The 23,348-nt window shown below is 33.0% G+C and carries 22 protein-coding genes and 1 riboswitch; of the genes, 13 read left to right on the top strand and 9 right to left on the bottom strand.

Annotation, left to right across the window (positions count from 1 at the left end; all coding sequences use genetic code 11):
- Positions 1–34: 34 nt before the first annotated feature.
- Positions 35–138: riboswitch (SAM riboswitch) on the top strand.
- Between the two features lie 53 nt (positions 139–191).
- From H277_RS0104620 to H277_RS0104605, 4 genes are all read left to right on the top strand, one after another.
- Positions 192–2,579 carry a TonB-dependent receptor plug domain-containing protein gene (locus tag H277_RS0104620; protein WP_019974411.1) on the top strand — a complete coding sequence of 796 codons (2,388 nt, stop codon included), beginning with the start codon at positions 192–194 and terminating at the stop codon, positions 2,577–2,579.
- Positions 2,580–2,647: 68 nt separating this feature from the next.
- Positions 2,648–3,940 carry an APC family permease gene (locus H277_RS0104615; RefSeq protein ID WP_019974410.1) on the top strand — a complete coding sequence of 431 codons (1,293 nt, stop codon included), beginning with the start codon at positions 2,648–2,650 and terminating at the stop codon, positions 3,938–3,940.
- 180 nt (positions 3,941–4,120) lie between these two features.
- Complete coding sequence (locus tag H277_RS0104610) at positions 4,121–4,537, top strand: nucleoside-diphosphate kinase (RefSeq protein ID WP_026357408.1); 417 nt, start codon at positions 4,121–4,123, stop codon at positions 4,535–4,537.
- 101 nt (positions 4,538–4,638) lie between these two features.
- Positions 4,639–5,100 carry a copper resistance protein NlpE N-terminal domain-containing protein gene (locus tag H277_RS0104605; RefSeq protein ID WP_019974408.1) on the top strand — a complete coding sequence of 154 codons (462 nt, stop codon included), beginning with the start codon at positions 4,639–4,641 and terminating at the stop codon, positions 5,098–5,100.
- Between the two features lie 114 nt (positions 5,101–5,214).
- Here H277_RS0104605 and H277_RS0104600 read toward each other — a convergent pair whose 3' ends face one another.
- From H277_RS0104600 to H277_RS0104575, 6 genes are all read right to left on the bottom strand, one after another.
- Positions 5,215–5,955, bottom strand: coding sequence for an acyl-[acyl-carrier-protein] thioesterase (locus H277_RS0104600; RefSeq protein WP_019974407.1), 741 nt, complete (start codon positions 5,953–5,955; stop codon positions 5,215–5,217).
- A 40-nt stretch (positions 5,956–5,995) separates the two neighbouring features.
- Entirely contained in the window at positions 5,996–6,493 is a 498-nt protein-coding gene (gene ribH, locus H277_RS0104595) for a 6,7-dimethyl-8-ribityllumazine synthase (protein WP_019974406.1), read from the bottom strand.
- Between the two features lie 114 nt (positions 6,494–6,607).
- Positions 6,608–7,315, bottom strand: coding sequence for a tetratricopeptide repeat protein (locus H277_RS0104590; RefSeq protein ID WP_019974405.1), 708 nt, complete (start codon positions 7,313–7,315; stop codon positions 6,608–6,610).
- A gap of 74 nt (positions 7,316–7,389) precedes the next feature.
- On the bottom strand, positions 7,390–7,986 hold the full coding sequence (locus H277_RS0104585) for a porin family protein (RefSeq protein ID WP_019974404.1): 597 nt from the start codon (positions 7,984–7,986) through the stop codon (positions 7,390–7,392).
- Between the two features lie 23 nt (positions 7,987–8,009).
- The gene (locus H277_RS0104580; protein WP_019974403.1) at positions 8,010–8,780 is read right to left on the bottom strand and encodes an ABC transporter ATP-binding protein; all 771 of its coding nucleotides are present in this window, start codon (positions 8,778–8,780) and stop codon (positions 8,010–8,012) included.
- Complete coding sequence (locus tag H277_RS0104575; protein ID WP_019974402.1) at positions 8,780–9,526, bottom strand: MlaE family ABC transporter permease; 747 nt, start codon at positions 9,524–9,526, stop codon at positions 8,780–8,782. Before H277_RS0104575 ends, H277_RS0104580 begins: the two co-directional genes overlap by 1 nt.
- A gap of 53 nt (positions 9,527–9,579) precedes the next feature.
- Here H277_RS0104575 and H277_RS0104570 point away from each other — a divergent pair, with 53 nt between their 5' ends.
- Positions 9,580–10,170, top strand: a complete 591-nt coding sequence (locus H277_RS0104570; RefSeq protein ID WP_019974401.1) for a SprT-like domain-containing protein — start codon at positions 9,580–9,582, stop codon at positions 10,168–10,170.
- 9 nt (positions 10,171–10,179) lie between these two features.
- Positions 10,180–11,274: a mannose-1-phosphate guanylyltransferase gene (locus tag H277_RS0104565; RefSeq protein ID WP_019974400.1), complete on the top strand. Its 1,095-nt coding sequence runs from the start codon at positions 10,180–10,182 to the stop codon at positions 11,272–11,274.
- A 51-nt stretch (positions 11,275–11,325) separates the two neighbouring features.
- On the opposite strand, the gene H277_RS0104560 is transcribed toward H277_RS0104565, so the two are convergent.
- Positions 11,326–12,300, bottom strand: coding sequence for a hypothetical protein (locus tag H277_RS0104560; RefSeq protein WP_019974399.1), 975 nt, complete (start codon positions 12,298–12,300; stop codon positions 11,326–11,328).
- Positions 12,301–12,428: 128 nt separating this feature from the next.
- Positions 12,429–12,860, bottom strand: a complete 432-nt coding sequence (locus H277_RS0104555) for a hypothetical protein (RefSeq protein WP_019974398.1) — start codon at positions 12,858–12,860, stop codon at positions 12,429–12,431.
- 90 nt (positions 12,861–12,950) lie between these two features.
- Between H277_RS0104555 and H277_RS0104550 the strand changes: the two genes are divergently transcribed.
- The 4 genes from H277_RS0104550 (at position 12,951) to H277_RS0104535 (ending at position 18,623) form a co-directional block, all read left to right on the top strand.
- Positions 12,951–13,847, top strand: coding sequence for a glycerophosphodiester phosphodiesterase family protein (locus H277_RS0104550; RefSeq protein ID WP_019974397.1), 897 nt, complete (start codon positions 12,951–12,953; stop codon positions 13,845–13,847).
- Positions 13,848–15,446, top strand: coding sequence for a bacillithiol biosynthesis cysteine-adding enzyme BshC (gene bshC / locus H277_RS0104545; protein WP_019974396.1), 1,599 nt, complete (start codon positions 13,848–13,850; stop codon positions 15,444–15,446).
- Between the two features lie 42 nt (positions 15,447–15,488).
- On the top strand, positions 15,489–17,339 hold the full coding sequence (locus H277_RS0104540) for a LysM peptidoglycan-binding domain-containing protein (RefSeq protein ID WP_019974395.1): 1,851 nt from the start codon (positions 15,489–15,491) through the stop codon (positions 17,337–17,339).
- Between the two features lie 114 nt (positions 17,340–17,453).
- The gene (locus H277_RS0104535; RefSeq protein ID WP_026357407.1) at positions 17,454–18,623 is read left to right on the top strand and encodes a dicarboxylate/amino acid:cation symporter; all 1,170 of its coding nucleotides are present in this window, start codon (positions 17,454–17,456) and stop codon (positions 18,621–18,623) included.
- Between the two features lie 92 nt (positions 18,624–18,715).
- Here H277_RS0104535 and H277_RS0104530 read toward each other — a convergent pair whose 3' ends face one another.
- Positions 18,716–21,103, bottom strand: coding sequence for a TonB-dependent receptor domain-containing protein (locus H277_RS0104530; protein WP_019974393.1), 2,388 nt, complete (start codon positions 21,101–21,103; stop codon positions 18,716–18,718).
- A gap of 290 nt (positions 21,104–21,393) precedes the next feature.
- On the opposite strand from H277_RS0104530, the gene H277_RS0104525 reads away from it, so the two are divergent.
- The 3 genes from H277_RS0104525 to H277_RS0104515 are packed head-to-tail and all read left to right on the top strand — an operon-like array spanning position 21,394 to position 23,275.
- Positions 21,394–22,158, top strand: a complete 765-nt coding sequence (locus tag H277_RS0104525; protein ID WP_019974392.1) for a Rossmann-like and DUF2520 domain-containing protein — start codon at positions 21,394–21,396, stop codon at positions 22,156–22,158.
- Positions 22,155–22,679: a KdsC family phosphatase gene (locus tag H277_RS0104520; RefSeq protein WP_019974391.1), complete on the top strand. Its 525-nt coding sequence runs from the start codon at positions 22,155–22,157 to the stop codon at positions 22,677–22,679. The genes H277_RS0104525 and H277_RS0104520 overlap by 4 nt, the downstream gene beginning before the upstream one ends.
- An 11-nt stretch (positions 22,680–22,690) precedes the next feature.
- Positions 22,691–23,275 carry a Maf family nucleotide pyrophosphatase gene (locus H277_RS0104515; protein ID WP_019974390.1) on the top strand — a complete coding sequence of 195 codons (585 nt, stop codon included), beginning with the start codon at positions 22,691–22,693 and terminating at the stop codon, positions 23,273–23,275.
- Positions 23,276–23,348 lie beyond the last annotated feature (73 nt).

The raw sequence follows: 23,348 nt of genomic DNA, 5'->3' as shown, positions 1-23,348 counted from the left end.
TTTGCTGATTCATTTTTTAACATTATCTTTGCATCACTTATCAAGAAAGGTGGAGGGATTGGCCCTATGAAACCTTAGCAACCAGATGACTTATAATCTAAGGTGCTAAATCCAACCTATTAGAGGGAAAGATGAGTAAAAGTATTTCACTTTTATCTGTTGGTTTCTTGAAAGTTTTATGAAAATTAAAAATGAAAAGAAACAAATTTTTACTTGCTTCATTCGCATTTATTTGCGCATCGACACTTTTCGCTCAAGAGGTTGAAAAAGAGGAAACAAATCTTAACGAAGTTATTTTAATCGGTGGTCGTACATCAGAAAGAACGGTGGTTAATTCATCAGTTCCTGTCGATATTATCGATGTTGAAAAATTGAAAACATCTTCACCCCAATTGAGTGTGAATGATATTTTAAACGTGGTTATTCCTTCTTTTAATTCGGTTCGTCAATCATCTGCCGATGGAACTGAGCATATCGATCCTGTGACATTGCGCGGAATGGGACCAGATCAGGTTTTGGTTTTAATTAATGGAAAACGTCGTCACACAACCTCGTTGGTGAATTATCAAAATACGGTTGGGAATGGTTCTGTTGGAACAGATTTAGGAGCAATTCCGATTTCAGCAATTGATAAAATTGAAGTTTTACGTGATGGTGCGGCTGCGCAATATGGTTCTGATGCAATTGCGGGAGTGGTAAATATTGTGTTGAAATCTAAACCGGGAGGAGATGCTTCGCTAACATATGGTCAAACTTCACGTAATGATGGTGAAACGTATAATTTTAACGGAAGTTACGGAACAAAATTAGGACAATCGGGTTCGATTGTTTTTTCAGCGGTTGTAAGTGAGCGCAAGAAAACGAATCGTTCAAAAGATCATAATTTAGATATTTTCGGAGATAATTTTGCGTACGATTTTGCTGATAATCCGGATGCAGCAAGAGCAGCTGATGATGCTAAGATTTCTGCATTAGGGCTTTTCAGAAAAGATTTTAGGTTTCAAATTGGAGACGCAGCGATAAAAAATCAACAATTTTTTATCAACGCAGAAACAGCTATTAATGATCAACTGGATTTTTATTCATTCGGAGGAGTTTCCCTGCGTCAAGGAAATGGTTTTGGATTTAGAAGACTTCCAAGTGAATTGTCAGAAGATGCGTTGAAAGTTTACCCAAATGGTTTTCAAGCAGTTTTAAAATCAAATGTAAATGATTATTCAAATTCAACTGGATTACGCTATTCGTATGATGGATGGAAAGTTGATTTGAGCAATACGTTTGGATTGAATTCATTCAAATATGATTTAGAAAATTCGATCAATCAATCGTTAGGATTAAATTCTCCAACAGATTTTTACGCAGGTAAACATCAATTTTTACAAAACACAGTTAATTTAGATTTTTCGAAACGAATCAATGAAAACATCAGTTTAGCTTTTGGTGGTGAATATCGTTTTGAACAATATAAAATTGAAGCAGGAGATGAAGCGTCTTATATCGGATCAGGATCAGAGTCTTTTGTAGGATTTTCTCCATTGAATGCTGTAAAAGGAGACCGTCATTCCGTTGCGGCATATATTGACGGAGAATTAAAATTTGGTCATTTTACAGCAGATTTAGCGGGACGTTTCGAAAATTACTCTGATTTTGGAAGTACAGTTAATGGGAAATTGGCGATGAGGTATGAATATGCTAAAGGATATTCTATTCGTGGAGCTATTTCTACAGGATTTAGAGCGCCTTCGTTACAGCAAAAATACTTCAGCAATTCTTACACAGATTTATTCTTGAATGATAATGGCGACCAGGTTTTGGTTACAAAAGGAATTATCAGAAATGAATCTGAACTTTCAAGAGAGATAGGCTTGGATAAGCTGAAAGAAGAAAAGTCAATCAATGCTAGCCTTGGTTTAACTTTTCGTCCGACTTCAAAATTATTCATCACATTGGATGGGTATTTTATAAAAGTTGATGACCGTATTGTTTTGACATCTGATATAACAGATCCTGCATTAGAAAAATACAATGTCGCGACTGCACGTATTTTTACCAATGCGATAGATACCGAGACAAAAGGTGTAGATTTGGTTATTTCATATGATACCCGTTTAGGTAAAGGGAAACTGAATGCGAGTTTATCAGGAAACATTAATGAAACGAAGATTGTAGGTTATCATTTTCCAAAAGCATTAACTATTCCGACGAATGAATTTTTTGGACCGGATCAAGTGAACATTATCGAATCATTAAGTCCTAAAACAAAAGCTACTTTAGGATTGAATTATACGATTTCAGGATTCCATTTTATGGTGCGTAACACGTATTTCGGAAAAGTTGTAAAAGATGGTTACCCTTGGGGAAGTATACAAGAGCATACAGGAAAAGTGGTGACGGATGCTTCGATTGGATATGATATCACAAAGAATTTTAATTTCACAATAGGAGCAAATAATCTTTTTGACGTGTTCCCGGATAAACAGGTGTACGAAAATTCATATTACGGAGTGTTTCCGTATGCGCCGGTTCAAATGGGGATGACAGGAGCATATTATTTTGCTCGAGCAAGTTTTAAATTCTAATAAAAATAATAATCAGCAAGTGTCAATTTTAATGTAAATTAAACATTTCAATTGACACTTTTTTGTGTATGGCACATTCTAAAATTGGTTGGAAGACCGCAGCAGCATTAGTCATTTCGAATATGATAGGAACTGGGGTATTTACCAGTTTAGGTTATCAAATATCGGATCTTAAAAATACGACTTCCATCTTATTGCTTTGGTCAATAGGAGGGGTGTTGGCGTTGATAGGGGCGTTTATCTATTCGGAGTTGGCATCAAAATTTAAACAATCCGGAGGAGATTATATTTACTTGTCACGAACATTTCATCCGCTTTTTGGTTATTTGTCAAGTTGGATTTCCTTGTTCGTAGGTTTTTCGGCGCCGATTTCATTAGCGGCATTGGCAATGGGAAAATACCTCAATGTGTTTGGACTCGAATTAGGAAAAGAGTTTGCGATTGCAATGATTGTGATTGTAGCAGTTTTTCAATCATTTAGCTTAAATTTAAGCAGTAAATTTCAGAATATATTTACGGTCTTAAAAGTCGGATTTATTATTATTTTAATTGCTTTAGGCTTTTATTTTGCCCCGGCAGTAGAACCCAATGCAGTACTTTTTGATTCAACTTGGAAAAATGAATTGTTGCTTCCTGCATTTGCAACTTCTTTGGTTTATGTAACATTTGCATATACCGGCTGGAATTCAGCTTCTTATATTATTGAAGAGATCGATCGCCCAAAACGAAATTTGCCGAAAGCGTTATTTGTAGGAGTTATTTTTGTGACAATTTCTTATGTTTTACTGAATTTTGTATTTCTAAAACATGCATCTTCTGCTGCTTTAGAAGGACAAGAAAATATCGCAAATATTTCATTTGGGAATTTATTAGGCAATCATGTTAAATGGGTGAGCTGTTTTATTGCGTTGCAGCTAATAGCGACAATTAGTGGGTATTTATGGATTGGTTCCCGGCTAACACAGGCAACAGCCAGAGAAAATAAATTGTGGAATTTCATGGCCAAAGAAAATAAAAACAGAATTCCTGTTCGGGCAATTTGGGTTCATACCACAATAAGTATTTTTCTGATTTTTTCAGGTGATTTTGAAGTGATCTTCACATACACCTCTTTTGTGCTGCAGATTTTAGCAACCTTAGCGATATGTACAGCTTTTTTTATTAAACGGGATGAATTAACCATCATTAAAAGTAGGTTTTTTTATGTATTACCTGCTGTTTTTCTAATGTTTAGCTTATACATCTGTTATTTTGTTTTGATGCAAAAGCCAAAGGAAAGTCTATTTGGTTTAGGAATTATCGCATTAGGAATTATTTTGTTTTATGTTGATAAACGCATTGATTCGAAAGATATAGAATGACAAAAGCGAGATTAATTTTTTCCCATTAGTTTTTAGATTGTCTCTTTTAAGTTGTCTGAAATGGATAATTATTTATTATATTTTCTAATAAAAGAAATTTTTTCTTAAAATAGAAAGAGTTTGAATGATTTTTGTAATTTTGCCTACTCAAAAACTAAGAATTAAATACAAATCAATAAAATGGCAAACATTACATTTACAATGATTAAGCCTGATGCGGTTGCAAAAGGACACATCGGAGATATTTTAAAAGACATTACTGACGCTGGTTTCAAAATCAAAGCGGCTAAAATGACTCAATTAGCGAAACAAGATGCAGAAGCATTTTACGCTATCCACAAAGAGCGTCCTTTTTTCAACGATTTAGTTGAGTTCATGACTTCTGGACCAATCGTTGCTGCAGTTTTAGAAAAAGATAATGCAGTTGCTGATTTCCGTACGTTAATTGGTGCGACTAATCCAGCTGAAGCTGCTGAAGGTACAATTCGTGCTAAATATGCAGAATCTATCGATGCGAATGCTGTTCACGGTTCTGATTCTGATGAAAATGCTGCAATTGAAGCTGCTTTCCACTTTGCTGCGAAAGAGATTTTCTAATCAAAATAAGTAGATCAAACATATCATAAATCCTTCCGAAATTCTTCGGAAGGATTTTTTTTGGCTTAAAATTTACTTACCTTTAAATCAAATTCTAAAAAATGAAAAAAATAATTTTAGCCACATTTACAATCGCAGCATTTGTTGTGTCAAGTTGTAAAAGCGAGACAGAGTCAGTGAAAAATGAAGTTGAGAATACGACAGATTCTTTGAAAGTTGAAACGAAGACGGCCGAGAGTTCTATTCAGTTCGAAGGAACCTACAAAGGAATTTTACCTTGTTTCGAGAAAGATTGTAAAGAGGTTGAAATGGAAATCAGATTGTTACCGAATAAAGGATATGTTTATTCGACAAAACGTTTAGGACTTGATAAAGATGCAATGATGACGACCGGTACATTTCATTTTGAAGAAGATGGAAATACAATTGTTTTTCCGGAAATTGCGAATGTGCCGAATGCTTTTTTAGTGGAAGAAGGGAAAATTAGCCAATTGGATAAAGACCAAAAGAAAATAGAAACAGCAGATTCTACCAAATTTGAGCTAAGAAAAGAATTAAAATAATAAAAAAAGGTTTCATATTGAAGCCTTTTTTTATTGTCAAGCTGAATGTTTCTCATTATTCTATAAAGCGTGCTTTTGAAACAAGTTCAGAATGAATTTATTTCCAGTTCGATCTTATTTTAATTCTAATCGACACACAAAATTTATTTGTTGGTCTTTTACAATTTTAAACTGAATGAGTTTTTCACTTTCTGATTTCTGAATTTCGATTTCATCATGTAAACTTAATTCTTTCAGGAAGTTCATATCAATAGCTTTAACACGATGTTCCAATATAATTTCGGGATCAATAGTATTCAAGCACCATTCTAAATATTTGGTATTATTCGCATGTCTCACAATATCTAAATCCGAAAACTGTATTTTATAATGTATAATTTCTGTCGGTTCAAAAGCTGTATTCAGGATAGAATTTTCAACTTTTGTTGGTTTCAAATCAGGAAATCGTTGAATATGGGATGAATCTAGTTGTAGAATATCCGGACGACGTTTTTCGGTATTGAAAACCGCCCACAAACTTGAAGCACCAATCAGTTTTTTTCCATTTCTCTCAATTGTAAAATCACGGATTGATTTAGCTCCTTTCAAAACTTCAATCCATGTTTTGACTTCAACAAAATCTGTCCAGGAAGGTAGTTCATCGATTTCTATTCTAAGACGATTCATTACCCAGGACTGATTTGATTTTTGCAAATCAAAAAAACCAAGGCCTCCTTTTATCGCATGTTCAGAAGCGGTTAATTGAAAAAGATTGGCCATTTCTGTCAATTTCATTTTTCCGGTCGGATCGCATTGTGAGAAATAAATTTCCCAATTCTTAGCATAAATTGATTGAAAATCTTCTGCTATTGGCATTGAAAAAATCTTAAGTGATGAGTTTTTTAAATAAAAGGAATTAGGAAAATAATTTCTTTTTCATATCAGCCATCATTACAGCAGCAACACCAGCTTCTACACCTTTGTTTCCGTGTTTTCCTCCAGAACGATCAATTGATTGTTGTTCGTTTTCATCTGTTAAAACACAAAAAATAATTGGCATATCATGTTTGATATTCAGTTCTTTTATTCCTTGTGTTACACCTTGACAAACATAATCAAAATGTGCAGTAGCTCCACGAATCACACATCCTACAACGATTATTCCGTCCAAATCAGGATGAGTTTGTGCAACTTTGTCAGCTCCGTAAATCAATTCAAAACTACCAGGAACTTGATACAAGGTTACATCTTCCGGGGATGCTCCTAAATCGATAAGGGTATCTTTTGCACCATCTCTCAAATTGAAGGTGATATGATTGTTCCATTCAGAAGTGATGATTGCAAATTTTGAACCTGCGACATTTGGTAATTCAGCTTTGGTATATTGAGATAAATTTTTATTTTCTGTTGCCATTTTGTATATAAATTGATTGGTAAAATTACAAAAATGATTCTGGATAAGCTTTGATTTGAATCAATAAAAAAAGCCGAACAATTTGTTCGGCTTGTAACGATTATTTGAAGTGAATTATTTTGCAGTTTCTGCAGCGTATTTTAAACGCTCAATAAATTTTGCAGTTTCACCATTGTTTGCATTTGGATATTTAGCCTCTAAAGCTTGGAAATAGTTTAATGCATCTGCATTTTTACCTAATTCCATTGCAATTTGACCTGCTTTTGTGTAGTAAGTTGATTGTAAAGTTTCAACTTCTGTTGCTTCAGCTGCTTTTACGTAGTAAGGCAGTCCTTCTTCCATTTTGTTAGAAGCGACTAAAGCATTTCCTAGCATCCCGTATTTTTGAGCAAGCATTACCTTATCATCTGTATCAAAATCTTCTAATAATTTTACAGCAGATGCATAATCGCCTAATTTATAATATGAACTAGCTGCTTTGAAGCGTGCTAAATTACCAGCGTCAGTATTTCCATATTCATCTACAATTTGTTGTAAACCCTGAAAACTTCCTGCACTTCCATTAAGCGCTACATTGATAGAATCTTGGTCGAAAAGACGTTCTGCTTGAACCATTTCTTTGAACGCGTCTTCTGACTTAGGTTCAACGACTAATTTTAAGTAAGCAAAATAACCTAAAACAGCTACAATAATTACGCCTAAACCAATACCAATTGCTTTAGCATATTTTTCAACAAAATATTCGACGTTGAAAGCTGTTCTATCTAATTTTTCTACGAATTGCTCTGTAGCAAATTCTTCTTTTTTATTATTTTTTGCCATTTTAATAATTTACGAGGTTGCAAAAATACAATTTGGAACAAATATATCCAATAAATTTATTTACAAACAACCTTTTAGAATAAATATGCCACAGATAAGTTTAACATTTGTGGACGATTTTCTGTTTGAAATTGTCTGCCATCAGAGTTAACAATTTCAGAACCGATTTTTCCTAGACCAAATTCGTAACGTAAATCGAACAATAATTTAGAAACCTGTACGCCTCCGCCAATTTGCATTCCGACATTAAATTCATCTTGTTTTGCTTTAGTAAACTCTTTCACAGAAAGTTTATCGTCAAAATAATAAGAGAAAACAGGACCTGCTTGAATGTGCGCAATTCCTAAAAACCTTTTCCCAACATTTACAGGAATATCCATACGTTTTTTAGTAACATCAAAACTTTCTCCTTCAATATTGTATTCATTTTTGAATTGCGTATACAGTAATTCTGGTTGAATATAAATTCCGGCTAAAGAAATTCTTGCTAAAGCACCCGCCTGAAAACCAGCTGCAGCTTTACCTTTGAAAATATTTCTTGTTGCGTCGTTCCACACTTCTCCTTTGTCGGTGTTGAAGACAGCTCCTCCTTTAAGTCCAAAATTGATATTTTGAGCCATTGCAAAATTTGCAGTTAAGCCGATAAATGCAGCTAAAATTAATTTTTTCATAGAATTTTTATTTTTATTGATTTTTATTGTTTTTCTTTTAATAGAGCTTCTCTCAATTTCTTGAAAAGATTTGACGAATATACAAAATCAATTACATTCGGATTATCAGCCACTAAAATCTCTTCTTTCGTCCCTTCCCATTCTAAGAAACCGTTTTTAAGAAATACGATATGGTCACCGATTTCCATCACCGAGTTCATGTCATGTGTATTCACAACCGTCGTGGTATTATATTCTTTTGTAATGTCATAGATTAACTGGTCGATAACTAATGCAGTTTTAGGGTCTAAACCAGAGTTTGGTTCATCAGCAAATAAATATTTAGGATTATTTACAATCGCACGCGCAATAGCTACACGTTTTTGCATTCCTCCAGATATTTCTGACGGATATTTTTTAAGTGCTGTACGGGCAATTTCTACACGGTCTAATACTTCTCTCGCACGTTTTTCCGCATCTGCATTTGACATAGTTGAAAACATTTCCAAAGGGAATTTTACATTTTCTACAATATTCATCGTGTCATATAAAGCTGATCCCTGAAAAACAACTCCGATTTCTGAACGCAAGCGTTGTTTTTCTTTGTAATCAAATTCAATCATGTTATCACCTTCGTACAAAATTTGTCCAGAGGTTGGAGTTAATAATCCAATCAAGTTTTTAAGAAAAACAGTTTTTCCGGAACCACTTTGACCAATAATCAAACTAACTTTTCCTTTCTCGAAAGTCACAGAAAAACCTTTCAGTACTTCAACTGCATCAAATGATTTTCTGATTTCTTTTACTTCAATCATTAGCTTAAAATTGTTTGTGTTAAAATTAAATTGATTACAATAATCGCTACAGATGTCCAAACGACTGCTGTTGTTGCAGAGCGACCAACTTCTAAGGATCCACCTTTTACTTTATAACCGTAATAAGCTGGAATTGTTGCAATAACAAAAGCGAAAACCATTGTTTTAACAAATGTATAAACAAACAATTTTGTTGCCATATTCATTTGTAAACCGGTAATAAAATCGGCTGCAGACCACATTTTTGTAAAAACGCCAATGTAATACCCCCCTAATAGCCCAAATCCAATGGAAATCATGACTAATAATGGGTTAAAGAATACACATGCTATAATTTTTGGTAAAATTAAAAAGTTAGCTGAATTAATTCCCATTACATCGAGTGCATCAATTTGTTCTGTAACACGCATAGTCCCGATACTCGAAGCGATGTAAGAACCTACTTTACCAACTAAAATCAGCGACATAATGGTAGGTGCAAATTCTAAGACTAAAACTACTTTTGTAGCATAACCGATATAGGAATCTGGCACAGGAATAGCAGCTCCTTGGAAGTTTTGTGCCATTTGTATCGCAACTACAGCTCCCATAAATGTTGAAATAAAGGTCACAATTCCTAAGGAATTGACACCTAAATCATATATTTCCCTAACAGTCAGTTTCCAGAAAACTCCTATTTTTTGAGGTTTACTAAATACTTTACCCATAAGCATAAAGTACGACCCTATGTTTGCAATTAATTTCATTACGACAAAATTAATATTTTTATTGGAAAGGCTTTTTATTTATCTTGCACAATGTGAATTTAGAACATTTAATTTCTTATCTCCCTACTCATGCAGACTTGTATGTGAAAAAATGGTTGGAAAATCATTATATCACACTTAAGATTACAAAAAGAAGAGAAACTAAGTTAGGAGATTATCGCAAATTGATCGAAAATAATCGTCATCAAATAACGGTAAATGGCGATCTTAATCCTTATGCTTTCTTTTTTGTATTTACACATGAAGTAGCTCATCTCAAAACATTCGTCCAGTTTGATTCCCGGAAAATAAATCCTCACGGAAAGGAATGGAAGACTATTTTTGGACATTTGTTATTAGAATCGCTCCATATCTATCCAAAAGAATTACAACCTTATATTCTTCATCACGCAAAACATCCAAAAGCGAGTTTAGGAGCTGATATTAATATCTCAAAATATATCATTGATGATAAAAATCCTGCTCAAACTTATTTAGAAGATTTAGAGGATGGCACAATATTTTCAATAGGAAAAAGAGTCTTTAAAAAAGAATCCAAACGGAAATTAAGGTATCTTTGTTTAGAGTTGAAAACCAAGAAAAAATATTTGATCAACGCGACTGCAACTGTAAATAAACTTTAAAAAACAATCATGAATAATAAAGATAATTATGCTATTATCCTTGCTAGCGGTACTGGAGTGAGATTATGGCCTTTGAGTACAATAAAAAAACCGAAACAATTTCATGATTTACTAGGAATCGGAAAAACATTTATTCAATTAACATATAATCGATTAAAAAAAGTTGTTCCAAAAGAAAATATATTTGTTGTGACAATTCACGATTATAAAGAAATTGTAAAAGAGCAACTTCCTGAATTTGATGAAAATAATTTTATCATAGAACCAAGGGTAATGAACACGGCAGCGTGTAATTTACTGGCTGCGATGACAATTCAACAGATTAATCCAAATGCAAAACTGATTATTTCTCCTTCAGACCATTTCATTTTTGATGAAGAAGAATTTGCTGAAAAAGTGAAAATAGCATTTGAAGATGCTGATAACGACCGATTAATTTCTTTGGGCGTTGCACCTACGAGGCCGGATGTTAATTACAGTTATATCCAGTTTATAGAACATCCAACTCCTATTAAAAAAGTAAAATCTTACATCGATAAACCTGATCTTGAATTTGCAGAATCTTTTATCAAAAGTGGGGAATTTATTTGGAACACAGGGATTCTTATCTGGTCGGTGGATAGTATTATAAAGGCATTTAAATTATATTTACCTTCGACGCAGGAAACATTGAAAAAGTATTTTGATCTTGATCAATCTTTGCAAAATACAGAAACCCTAAAACCAATTTACACGACGTTGGACGTCACTTCAATCAACAAAGGTATTTTAGAGCAAGCAGACAATGTGTATGTCATTCCTACAACTTTTGGTTGGAGTGATATAGGAACCTGGTCTGCAATCAACGAAAAGTATAAATACACAGGCGAAGACCAAGATGATAATCAGAATACATTATTGTGTAAACATTTTTCGGGCTACAATGCTCAGAATAATTTCATTTATTCAACAGAAGATAAAGCTATTATTGTAGATGGATTGGATGGTTATATTGTTATTAATTCAGAGAAAGGTTTATTGATTTGTCCGCGAAGCAATGTACAGTACATCAAAACATATGTAAGTGATTTGAAGTTGCAGAAAAATGGAGAAAAATATTGTTAAATAAAAAAGAGCGACTCATAATTATGAGTCGCTCTTTTTTATTTGCTTCTTTTATTTCAATGTAATGACATTCTGACCAACTTTATAACCGTTTTGGTAAATGTCAATTTTGTATTCTCCTTTTGGAAAATCATAATCGACCCAATCAAAAGTTACCCTAGACCCTGACATATTATTGTAATCTACTTTAACGCGGTCCGAATAGTCAATAGAACTTCCTGAACGTAAAGTTGTTTCTCCGGAGTTTGCACCTTTAAACTTTCCTATTTCTCCATTTGGTTTATAAACTGTGACGTATAACTCTTTGATTTCAGAAGTTGCATTTAGGTTTTTATCTAAATCAAAAGATACTCGAACTTTATCAATTCTTCGTGCTCTTGTTGTTTCAATTTCTTTTCCACTAGACTTTACGCGTAAACCTGTGATGGTATAGTTGGAAATTGACAAAGTAGAATTAGTTTCTTTGATTAAGTTTTGATGACTTTCTTTCTCTTCATTCAAATGCGTTTCAACAGCTTGTTTTTGATCTGTTAAATTTGAGTTTTGAGAAGTTAATTCAGTGTTTTTATTCGTTAATTTTTTGTTTTCATCTTTCAAACGAACAATTTCTTCTTTGTACACTTTAATATCAGCTTGTAAAGACGTAATCAAGCGTTTTGCACGATTTAATTCGTCGCCGGTAATGTCTTCTTTATTAAGAATCGCTTGGATTTCCTTTTGCTTTTCTAAAATTAATCGGTCTTGATAGCTTAATGATGAATCTTTTTTTACAACACGAGTTTTTGCATCATCAAAATCAGCTCTGACGATACGTAATTCTTGTTTTAAAATTTCTCTGGAACGCTCCAAATCATTGATATCACTTTGCATTTCTATTGAATTCTTTGCATTAGCTTCTTTAGAATAAACAATATAGCCAATAGCCAACAATAAGGCTACAGCCAAAACGGCAATGATGATATTCTTGACGAATTCGTTTTTATGCTTAGGATTAGTAGAGGGCTCGAGATCTTTATATTCAGTCATTATTCATTAATTCGAGGAATAATACAAGCTACAAAAATTAAACCATTCTCATAGCTTTTAAAAATTCTTTAGAAATTTAACATTCGGAAATGTTGGTAAAAATAAATCAAAAATCAAATAACACTAAATTAATTGCTTTCTTTTTTTATATCTCCTGAAATTTCATCCAATTTATTTTCTGCTTCCGTTTTCAATTCTTCCGCTTTTATTTCCAGTTCAGTTTTTTCTTCTTTTACAGAGTCTTTTAAGTCAGAAATTTTTTCTTTTACAAAAGCACTTGTTTCTTTCATTTGCTTTTCCGCAATATCTTTTACATCTTCATAGTCTTTTTTTGATCTTTCTTTAAAGTCTTTCGCTGCTTCTTTTGATTGTTCTTTCAGTTCTCCGGATGCGTCTTTGAGATTATTAATTGTTTTCCGAGCAAAATCTGACGCATCATCTGCAATGGATGATCCTGTTTTTTTGACAGTTGCAGATACATCATCAAATTTATCTCCTGCAACATCTATTGCTGTTTCAGTTTTTCCTAAAATTCGTTTCAAAAAAGTTCTAAGTCCCATAATAATTTATTTTGTTGATTATTTTCACTTTAAATTTACTGCATCATTCACTATACTAGGATGAATTAAATTAAATTTTTATTTAAAAATATGAATTTCAAATATTTTCAACGGTTTTGTTTCGGAATTTTCATTTTAAGTTTACTTGCTGTTTTCAGTTGTAATCCAAATAAAAGTCAAGCCGAACAAAATCAACACACATCTTCTGATGTGATCTCCTTCAAATATTCGACCAAAAACAAAAATTTTGTCAGCGCTCATCGTGGAGGAAGCGGCATAAAAGGTTTTCCGGAAAATTGCATCGAAACGTTTGACTATTTAGCTCAAAAAGGGATCCAAATCTTTGAGATAGATGTTGCAGAAACAAAAGACAATCAATTGATTTTAATGCATGACAATTCGTTGCAGCGGACAACTACAGGACGACAAGATGTCAATCAAGTTGATCTGAAAATGATTAAGGAATACTTTTTGGTAGATGATTTCGGACAACAAACCTCTTATAGAGTACCGACATTTGCAGAAGCATTAAATTGGGGGAAAAGTAAACCAATTTATTTTATGGTTGACATTAAAAAAGGTGTTGATTATCGCGATATTGTTTCGACAATAGAACAAACGAATATGCAAAAGAAGGTTGTATTGGTAACGTATACAGTTGGCCAGGCAAGAAAGTTGCATCAACTTGCACCAAATATGTTATTGTCTGTTTCCATGCGAAACGAACGTGAATTGAATGAAATGATTAATAGTGGAATCCCGACTGACAAGATGGTTGCCTTTACGGGAACTCGTCGCAACGAAAAGTCATTTTTAGATAAAATTCATGACAAAGATATTTTGGTTATTTTTGGAACATTAGGCAACTTGGATAAAAGTGCTTCGACAAGAAATGGACAACTTTATCGCGATTTAGAAAAAGACGGCGTGGACATTTTTGCTACAGACAGAGCGTTGGATGTCCATCAAACAATTAATAAGAATTAAATGGAGACAATATCACTTAAGGATTCAAACTATTTCTCAAAATTGATGTTAAACTATATCAATCAAGATGATAACTTAAAAGAATTCTATCATTTATATCCAACAAAAAAAAACTATATCGAACAAGCAAAAAACAAGCTTGAACATTATAAAAACAGAGGAATTCTTGTTGAACAAATTTCGAAGCAATTGAGTCATTTGGAATTGTCGAAGAAACAACAGAAAAATCTCAAAAAATTAGCGGAAAACAATACTGTTACCATTACAACAGGACATCAGTTAAATTTATTTACAGGACCTATTTTCTTTTTTTATAAGATTTTGCAAGTGGTTAAAGCGTGCAAAGAATTGAACCAAGAACAAGATGAAATTAATTTTGTTCCAATGTTTTGGATGGCAACAGAAGACCATGATTTTGAGGAAATCAATCATTTCAAATTTAGAGATCGAATTATTCATTGGGAAAAAGATTTTGGAGGACCCGTTGGACGTTTATCGACAGAAGGATTGAAAGAAGTTTTCAACTCTTTTTTGACACTTTTACCGAATGGAAAGAAGAAAACAGAACTTCAAAATTTAATTGAACAATCTTATTTATCGAACGAAAAATTAACTGATGCTACACGGAAATTGGTGCATTTGCTTTTCAAAGATGAAGGATTGTTGATGATTGATGGAGATGATAAAGAGTTAAAAAGAGTGATGGTTCCAGCTTTTGAAGAGGAATTAGTCAATTCAATCGCTTTTAAAAAAGTGATTCCTCAAAATAAAAAATTAGAACAATTAGGTTATTCGATTCAGGTAAACCCACGTGAAATAAACTTATTTTACATCAAAGAAAATAATTCGCGTGAACGTATTGTGGAACAAAACGGAACGTATTTTGTCAATAACACTTCAGTCAAATTTTCGAAAGAAGAAATACTAGCTGATTTGTACCAAAATCCAGATAAATTTAGTCCAAATGTGATTTTGAGACCGTTGTATCAGGAAACAATTTTACCAAATGTTGCTTATGTTGGTGGAGGAGGTGAAATAGCTTATTGGTTGCAATTGAAAGAAATGTTCAATCAGTTTAAGGTTGATTTTCCACTTTTGGTTTTGAGAAATTCATTGTTAATCAGAACTGGTAAACAATACGAAAAACAACAAAAACTGAAAGTGTCAAATGAAGATTTATTTTCAAGTAGTTTGGCTATTACGAAAAGCCAATCGATGGCTTCTTCAGAGATTGCTCCAAAACTTCCTGAATTGGAAGAAGAATTAAAGAGTATTTTTAATCGTTTGGAACATTTGAGTTCGTTAACAGAGTCTTCTTTTGCTGATATGATACAAGCGCAACGTACAAAACAATTGAAAGGTTTTGAGAAAATCAAAAAACGTTTGGTGCATGCAGAAGTCAAGAAGAATGAAGATTTACTGAAAAGAATTGAACAATTATTGAATGAACTTTCTCAACAAAATGGACTGCAGGAACGTGTGAAAAATTTTGCTGATTTTGATTACATTGACATCCAGTATTTCATTGATTTTATTGAAGATAGTCTCCAGCCTTTTGCGTTTGAGTTTATCATAAATACATTGAATGAAGAACTTTAAACAAAACATAATTTGTATATTTGACCACGAAAATTCATCTAAATGAAAAAAATATTAGCTTTATTGTTATTTGTCGGAGCATCATCACTTTATGCACAGCAAAAAACGCATACAGTTCAAGCGAAAGAAACCGTTTACGGAATTTCGAAACAGTACGGTGTTTCGCAGGAAGAATTGTATAAAGCCAATCCTAAGATTGAAAAAAATGGAATTCATCCAGGTGATTTGATCGTGATTCCGGGTAAAGGAGCTACGACAACCAAACCAACTGAAGATAATACACCTAAAAGTACAGTTTCGAATGAAACGACTTCGGACGATAATTATTTGTACATTACAATTGAACCGAAAGAAACGGTTTACAATTTGACAAAAAAATATAAAATTTCGGAAGAAACATTAAATTCTCTAAATCCTCAGCTAAAAGAAAGAGGATTAGAAATCGGAGACGTGATTAAGATTCCGAAAACTGTAAATAACAAAGTATTCTCTGTTCCAAAAGGAACTCATTTAATCAAAAAAGGAGAAACCTTGTATACGTTAGCTAAACAGTATAATGTGAGCGTGGATGATTTTTATGCTGAAAATCCAGCTCTGCAGACAGGAGAGAAAGAAGGAATGGTAATTACTATTCCAAAGAAATCAGGTTCTGCCGTTATAGAAGAAAATACGATAAATTATGTGGTTCAAAACGGAGATTCTGCTTATGGTATTTTAGAGAAATACAATACGAATTTAGATGAATTGCTGCGTTTAAATCCTGATTTAATTAATGGTTTAAAAGCTGGAATGACATTGAGAATTCCATTGCAAAAAGGAGCAAAAATTATTAAATACGGAACAGCAGGTAAGTTGAAACGTGCAAGTGACAATGAAATTAATATTGCCATTATGCTCCCTTTTGATGTCGCGAATAATCCACAATTGAAAAATTCGCAAGCCATGCAATTTTTCACAGGTACAAAGTTAGCTTTGACTCGTTTGGCAAAAAAAGGAAAAAGTGTGAATGTTAAAGTTATTGATACTAAAAATGGCTCTTTACATGATATTTTATCGACAACAGATTTTAGCAAAACAGATGCCGTTATCGGACCATTGAATACTTCCGATGTTACCGAAGTGGCGAATTTCTTTAGTAATTCAGGTATCCCTGTAATTTCTCCTTATGCAAATGATGACTCATTAAATTCTTTTAATGATTTATTGATTTCTAATCCAAAAGATGAAGTAATTGCTGATCAAATTATTGAAGAAATTGGAAAAAACTTTGCCGGGGAACAAGTTTATTTGTTGACAAATCGAGACGACCAGGAATTAGCAAATTATACCAAGAAACAACTTGAAAAACAGTTGAAAGCGAATGTTGTGATTGTTGATAGTGCTACGAAAATTGTGCAACCTCACGATAAAGTAAATAACGAAGATTATTATACACCAATTATTACGGTTTTAGTTGGTGATGATGATACTTTGGGTAGACAGTATTTAGAAAAATTAAAAACATTTAACAAGGATAATATCAAAGCCTACGGAATAAAATCTGTTTCGGTGTATGATGTTTATAGTTCCGAAAATGCAAAAAATATTGATGCTTTCCGTGAATTTGGGTTTGTATTCAGTACGGCACGTTTAATCAATACAAGAGATACAGAGGTACAAAGTGTCATTAAAGATTTTAAAGAAGTGTATTGTGAATTTCCTACGCGTTACGAACAGTTGGGGTATGATGTAACCTATGATATTGTTGATCGAATGAATAATAAAGGAGATGTGACAAACAATATTAGTTCTGAAAATACGCGTTTGGCTTCTAAATTTGCATACAAAAAATTAAGTGGAAACAAAGCTTACACAAACGATGCGAGCCGAATTGTACGTTTACCTAAAAAATAATTTTATATTTTATTTTCATATAAAAAGCGATACTTAAGTATAAGTATCGCTTTTTCTTTTTTCAACAATTGGAATAAAAATCATGAAATGGGTGGATTTTTTTTAAATTTGAAAATGCACAAACTTAAAGACAACTTACTTGTAAAAGTAATTCTTGCCATTGTACTTGGAATTGCATTAGGCGGAATTATTCCGGAAGCTATTGGTCGTATATTTATGACATTCAACGATTTTTTTAGCGAATTACTTAACTTTCTTATTCCTTTAATTATCGTTGGGTTAATCGTTCCGTCCATTGGAAGGTTAGGACAAACTGCAGGGAAACTCTTATTAACAACAGTTTTAATAGCTTATGGTTCAACGATTTTTTCAGGTTTATTAGGTTATTCTGTGAGTATGTCTGTATTTCCGAGTTTATTAGAACATCAAACTGGACAATTGAATCTGGTTGAGAAAGCAAAAGAATTTACACCTTATTTTTCAATAGAATTCCCTCCGTTATTTGAGGTGATGCCGGCTTTGGTATTTTCCTTTCTTTTCGGAATAGGATTATCGCGATTAAAAGACTCAACTTTTGGTAAATTTGCAGCCGATTTTGAAGAAATCATCACGTACTTGATTCAACATTTAATCATTCCATTATTGCCCATCTTTATTTTTGGAATTTTCTTAAATATGTCTTATTCAGGACAAGTAGTGACCATTATGAATGTTTTCTTAAAAATTATTGGGGTTATTTTCGTGCTTCATGTTATTTTATTGATTATTCAATTTACAATAGCAGGAATTGTTGCAAAGAAAAATCCATTCAAAATGCTCAAATTAATGTTACCTGCTTATTTTACAGCTTTAGGAACACAGTCTTCTGCAGCAACAATTCCTGTTACAATAGAACAAGTAAAGAGAATTGGTGTTCGCGAAGAAATTGCTAACTTTTCTGTGCCTTTGTGTGCAACAATCCATTTATCAGGATCGATGTTAAAAATTGTCTGTTGCTGTTTGGCTTTGATGTTGATACAAGGAATGCAAATTGATTTTGTACAATTTTTAGGATTTATCATGATGCTTGGAATTGCAATGGTTGCGGCACCAGGAGTTCCCGGAGGTGCAATTATGGCTGCAATCGGAATTATTGCTTCGATGCTGGGATTCAGTGCCGAAAATCAAGCATTGATGATTGCGCTTTATATAGCGATGGATAGTTTTGGAACGGCGGGAAATGTTACCGGCGATGGTGCAATTACTGTGACCTTGAACAAATTATTCAAAAAAGAAATTCAATAAAAATAATATATTACTCAATAAAAAAGAGTTCCAAATTATTTTGGAACTCTTTTTAGTTTTAAAAATATTATATAAATGAAGAATGTAATTTATTAGAAACCAACTCCACCACCTTGGTTATCTGATTTATTTTGTTGAGCTTCTGCACGATTACGTACTTTTCCTCCAAAATTGTAGGTGAACCCAATGTTCATTGTATGTGCTTCCCAACGGAAATTTCCTGACCCTCTATCTGGTGAATACATTTCTAAACGTCCGTAGAATGTTCTGAAAATATCACTGACACGAGCACTTAATGATGCTTTTCCACCCATAAATGTATAACGAGCGCCTAAATCCATACGCCACATGTCCTGCATTTCTCCTTGAATAAACCTGAATTTTCCTTGGTACATAAAGAAATGCTGTAAACTAATTGCTTTTGTAAGTTTGAAGGTGTTGTTCATACGGGCTGTTAAGCGGTTTGCATCCATTTCTACTAATTCATCGTTTTGTTGAACAACCATTGTATTGTGTGTATAATCTCCACTAATGTTAGACGACCACCATTTTGTTGGGGCAAGATTAAAACTTAGTTCAAAACCATAGGCACTTACCTTGTCATAGTTTTCATAATTCTGAATATATGCTCCGGCAACTTCTTCGTTTCGTAAAACATTTCTGAAGATATTATCTTTGATATGTCTATAGAAAACATTGGCAGAAATGGAGTTTTTGCCAAAACGTTGTAAATAACCAACCTCTAAACTATTTGTGTACTCTGGTCTTAATAAAGGGTTTCCGATACTTGACATCATTGGCGTTGACCATTCCGGAACCGGAGATAGTTGTCCAATTCTTGGACGATCAATACGGCGGCTATAGTTTAAAGAGACTTGTCCTTTTTCAGTTACATCGTACGTTAAGAAAGCAGATGGAAAGAAGTCTAATTTATCTTGATCAATTTTTCCTTCTTCAATAACATTTACCAAATAATCTCCTTTATCTTTAAATTGTTCTGCACGTAGGCCTAACTGCATTCCAAATTTCCCAAATTTTTGACCATAATTAACATATGCAGAGAAAAAATCTCTCGTAAAATTAAAATCAGTACTTGGGTCATAAATTTGTCCTTTTACTAGAATACGTCTATCTGTTAACAAACTATTATCGTTTTGTTCTCTTCTAAATTGTACCCCGGCTTCTATTTTACCACCGTCTTTTATTTGGTTTGTATAATCTAAATTGACACGAATGTTATCCGTTCTATCATCACGATCTTCATAATATTTTTCTTCTTCCGGATAGTAATTATACATATTTCGTAAATCTGTATTTTTTGCTTTCGAGAAGAATGCGTCTAATACAATGTTATGATCTTCTTTATCAAAATCTCGTTTAAAGTTCAAACTATAATCTTGGCTTCTCCAGTCTCCATCATAATTTGAATTGTTAGGATAAAAATTTTGATTAGATGTATTAATCATATCCGAACCAATTTCTCCCGTTCCTTTTCCAAACCATTGATTGGTATAAACTGTTAAAGCTGTTTTGTCATCAATAAACCAGTCAAAACCAATTTTTCCAGCTTGACTTTCATCATTATTTAAAATATCAATTGCACTTCTAAGATTAGTGTCATAATTATTCAAATAACCATGAAATTCACTTGGACGTTTATTGTAACTATAATTTCCGAAAAAATTGAAAGATCCAGTGTTTACATTTGCAGTTAATGAATTATTAAAACGACTTCTTTTTCCTTGTTCATAACCTGTATTTAAAGCGATATTATACCCTTTCTTTTGACCTTTAACCATTACAATATTAATAATTCCGGATTTACCGTCTGCTTCGTATTTTGCAGATGGATTCGTGATAATTTCAACACGTTGAATTTGGTTGGAAGGAATCTGTTTTAATACTTGTGATGCAGACAAAGAAGAAGGTTTTCCGTCGATGTAAATTTTCACGTTTTCATTACCTCTTAACGATAATTCTCCAGTTTGCTGATCAACATTAACAGAAGGTATATTATTCAAAACTGCGGCAGCATCTGCTCCGGAACTGATTAAATCATTCCCGACTTCTACCACACGTTTATCAATTTCGTTGCGGTATTGAGAAACTTCTGCACGAACAAAAGCACCTTTCAACTCTACGGTTTCAGTTTTTGAATTTTGTAAAACAATGTTACCTAAATTTAGTTCGCCTCCTTTTACCTCTGCAGTTGTCACAGATTGTTGATAACCAAATTCTGTAATGATTAAACGGTAGTTGCCATCTTCTAAATCTGGAATTTCGAATGTTCCATCTTCATTGGCATAGACTTCGTCGAACAATTCTTTTGAATCTGCTTTATAAATTTGAATTGCCGCCATACCGACAGCTTCATTTTTTGCGTTTTCAATCTTTCCTTTCACAGGATAGTGTTCCTGTGCAAATCCGTAAATAGAGCAAACGGAGAAAAGAATAGCTAAAGTAATTTTGTTTAATCTCATAGTTAATATTTTTTAACAAGTACTATGTTTTACATAATACATTATCACAGTTGTCACAATTTTTATCTAATTAGACGTTTTAAAAAACGTTTTGTTACAAAATTTTTTATTTTTTTTAAGTACTATGTTTTACATAATACAAAAAGTTGATTAGAGCAACTTTTCCCTATAAGACGCAAAGGAGTCAAAAATGTTACAGCAATTTTAATTTTTTTTTAAAATTTTATTTCCTCGAATGAAAAAGCTACTTTTATCATTCGTTTAATATTAACAAGAAAAATGCTAAAACATTGAGTTCAATTGTCATATTAGGTGCGGGAAATGTTGCATTTCATTTAACTCGTGCATTAATCGAAAACACTTGCAATGTTCGACAAATATTCAATAGAACATTAGAGCACGCTAAAGAAATCGGTGAAGCCAATAGAATTTCTTATACAGATAGAATATCTGAAATAGAAAAAGCAGACATTTATATTATCGCGAGTGCAGATTCTGGAATCGAAGAATTTTCGCATTATATTCCATACGACGACGTTTTGGTCGTTCATACTTCCGGTTCATCTCCTCTGTCAGTTTTGAAAGGAGATTACCGCAAAGGCGTTTTTTATCCTTTGCAAACTTTCTCAAAAGAAAGAACAATGCGCTATGATAATATTCCATTTTTTATTGAAGCTGAAAATCCGGACGATTTAAAAAAGTTAAATGAATTAGGGAGCCGTATTTCAAGTGAAGTACATGAACTAAATTTTGCAAGCCGAATGCAAGTTCACATGACAGGTGTTTGGGCAAATAACTTTGTCAATCACTTGTATTATATAGCGGGTAATATTTGTGAACAAAATAATGTTCCGTTTGATGTATTATTACCCCTGATTCAGGAAACAGCAAATAAAGTAATTGAAATGAATCCGAAAGATGCTCAAACAGGTCCTGCAAAACGTGGAGATCAGATGATTATAGATCGTCATTTAGAGGCTTTACAAAATGATTCGAGATTATTACAGATTTACCAACTATTGACAGATTCAATAAAGCGAGTTTACGAAAAATGATAAGTTACAAAGAGAAATTAAATAACATTAAAACGGTTATTTTAGATGTAGATGGAGTTTTGACAGATGGAAATTTAATTTTATTACCAACTGGCGAAATGGTGAGAACAATGAATACACGCGATGGTTATGCGATGCAATTAGCCATCAAACAAGGAATCAGAGTTGCCGTAATTACAGGAGGAAAAGACGAAGCGGTAATAAATCGCCTAAAATATTTAGGCTTAACAGATATTTATGTGAATAAACGCGACAAAGTGGAAGCTTTCGAAGATTTACTTTTTTCGTATGGTTTGAATCCTGATGAAGTAGCTTATATGGGCGACGATTATCCAGACTTAGCTGTGATGAGTCTAGTAGGCTTGGCATGTTGTCCGAATGATGCGTGTATGGATGTGCGTAAAGCGTCAGAATATATTTCACCAGAGAATGGAGGGAAAGGATGCGTTCGTGATCTATTAGAGCAAATCTTAAAAGTTCAGGACAAATGGTATAATGCCGAAGGTGTCGCTTCGGTATAAGAGAATTTAAAATGTTATTAACAGAAAAATTTAAGGAGGCCAACATTATTTTGGCATCTCAATCGCCAAGACGAAAAGAACTTTTAGCGGGGTTAGGATTACAATTTTCGACAGTTTCACTTGATATTGATGAGTCTTTTGACCGGGATCAATTCAAAAAAGAACAAATCACAGCATATCTTTCTGCAAAGAAAGCAAAGGCCTACTCAGCTATTCAGCCCAATGATTTAATCATTACATCTGATACAACTGTTTGGCTAGATGATGAATCGTTAGAGAAAGCTTCAAATCGTGAAGAAGCTTATGAAATGATAAAAAAATTGAGTGGAAAAACACATTCTGTTTATACTTCTGTTACGATTCGTTCCATTGAAAAAGAAGTGACTTTTTCGGATGAAACACAAGTGACTTTTACTGAATTATCTGATGAAGAAATTTATTTTTATATTGATCATTACAAACCTTTTGATAAAGCCGGGGCATACGGTGTCCAAGAATGGATAGGTTATATTGGAGTAGACAATATGAACGGGAGTTATTTTAATGTGATGGGGCTTCCCACACATAAGCTATATAAAGAATTGATGAAATTTTAGATTATAGAATCCAGCTCCGGCTGGATTTTTTAATAGTGGATTTATTGTATTTTTGTTTTTTATAAAAAAACAA

This window comes from Empedobacter brevis NBRC 14943 = ATCC 43319 (assembly GCF_000382425.1).
In the GTDB taxonomy this organism is placed as follows: domain Bacteria; phylum Bacteroidota; class Bacteroidia; order Flavobacteriales; family Weeksellaceae; genus Empedobacter; species Empedobacter brevis.
This window is presented reverse-complemented; position numbering and strand designations above follow the sequence as displayed.

Excerpts from the sequence above, each read along its gene's own strand:
- H277_RS0104620 (WP_019974411.1), top strand. The coding sequence starts at position 192 with ATGAAAAGAAACAAATTTTTACTTGCTTCATTCGCATTTATTTGCGCA.
- H277_RS0104615 (WP_019974410.1), top strand. The coding sequence starts at position 2,648 with ATGGCACATTCTAAAATTGGTTGGAAGACCGCAGCAGCATTAGTCATT.
- H277_RS0104610 (WP_026357408.1), top strand. The coding sequence starts at position 4,121 with ATGGCAAACATTACATTTACAATGATTAAGCCTGATGCGGTTGCAAAA.
- H277_RS0104605 (WP_019974408.1), top strand. The coding sequence starts at position 4,639 with ATGAAAAAAATAATTTTAGCCACATTTACAATCGCAGCATTTGTTGTG.
- H277_RS0104600 (WP_019974407.1), bottom strand. The coding sequence starts at position 5,955 with ATGCCAATAGCAGAAGATTTTCAATCAATTTATGCTAAGAATTGGGAA.
- ribH (WP_019974406.1), bottom strand. The coding sequence starts at position 6,493 with ATGGCAACAGAAAATAAAAATTTATCTCAATATACCAAAGCTGAATTA.
- H277_RS0104590 (WP_019974405.1), bottom strand. The coding sequence starts at position 7,315 with ATGGCAAAAAATAATAAAAAAGAAGAATTTGCTACAGAGCAATTCGTA.
- H277_RS0104585 (WP_019974404.1), bottom strand. The coding sequence starts at position 7,986 with ATGAAAAAATTAATTTTAGCTGCATTTATCGGCTTAACTGCAAATTTT.
- H277_RS0104580 (WP_019974403.1), bottom strand. The coding sequence starts at position 8,780 with ATGATTGAAGTAAAAGAAATCAGAAAATCATTTGATGCAGTTGAAGTA.
- H277_RS0104575 (WP_019974402.1), bottom strand. The coding sequence starts at position 9,526 with ATGAAATTAATTGCAAACATAGGGTCGTACTTTATGCTTATGGGTAAA.
- H277_RS0104565 (WP_019974400.1), top strand. The coding sequence starts at position 10,180 with ATGAATAATAAAGATAATTATGCTATTATCCTTGCTAGCGGTACTGGA.
- H277_RS0104560 (WP_019974399.1), bottom strand. The coding sequence starts at position 12,300 with ATGACTGAATATAAAGATCTCGAGCCCTCTACTAATCCTAAGCATAAA.
- H277_RS0104555 (WP_019974398.1), bottom strand. The coding sequence starts at position 12,860 with ATGGGACTTAGAACTTTTTTGAAACGAATTTTAGGAAAAACTGAAACA.
- H277_RS0104550 (WP_019974397.1), top strand. The coding sequence starts at position 12,951 with ATGAATTTCAAATATTTTCAACGGTTTTGTTTCGGAATTTTCATTTTA.
- bshC (WP_019974396.1), top strand. The coding sequence starts at position 13,848 with ATGGAGACAATATCACTTAAGGATTCAAACTATTTCTCAAAATTGATG.
- H277_RS0104540 (WP_019974395.1), top strand. The coding sequence starts at position 15,489 with ATGAAAAAAATATTAGCTTTATTGTTATTTGTCGGAGCATCATCACTT.
- H277_RS0104535 (WP_026357407.1), top strand. The coding sequence starts at position 17,454 with ATGCACAAACTTAAAGACAACTTACTTGTAAAAGTAATTCTTGCCATT.
- H277_RS0104530 (WP_019974393.1), bottom strand. The coding sequence starts at position 21,103 with ATGAGATTAAACAAAATTACTTTAGCTATTCTTTTCTCCGTTTGCTCT.
- H277_RS0104520 (WP_019974391.1), top strand. The coding sequence starts at position 22,155 with ATGATAAGTTACAAAGAGAAATTAAATAACATTAAAACGGTTATTTTA.
- H277_RS0104515 (WP_019974390.1), top strand. The coding sequence starts at position 22,691 with ATGTTATTAACAGAAAAATTTAAGGAGGCCAACATTATTTTGGCATCT.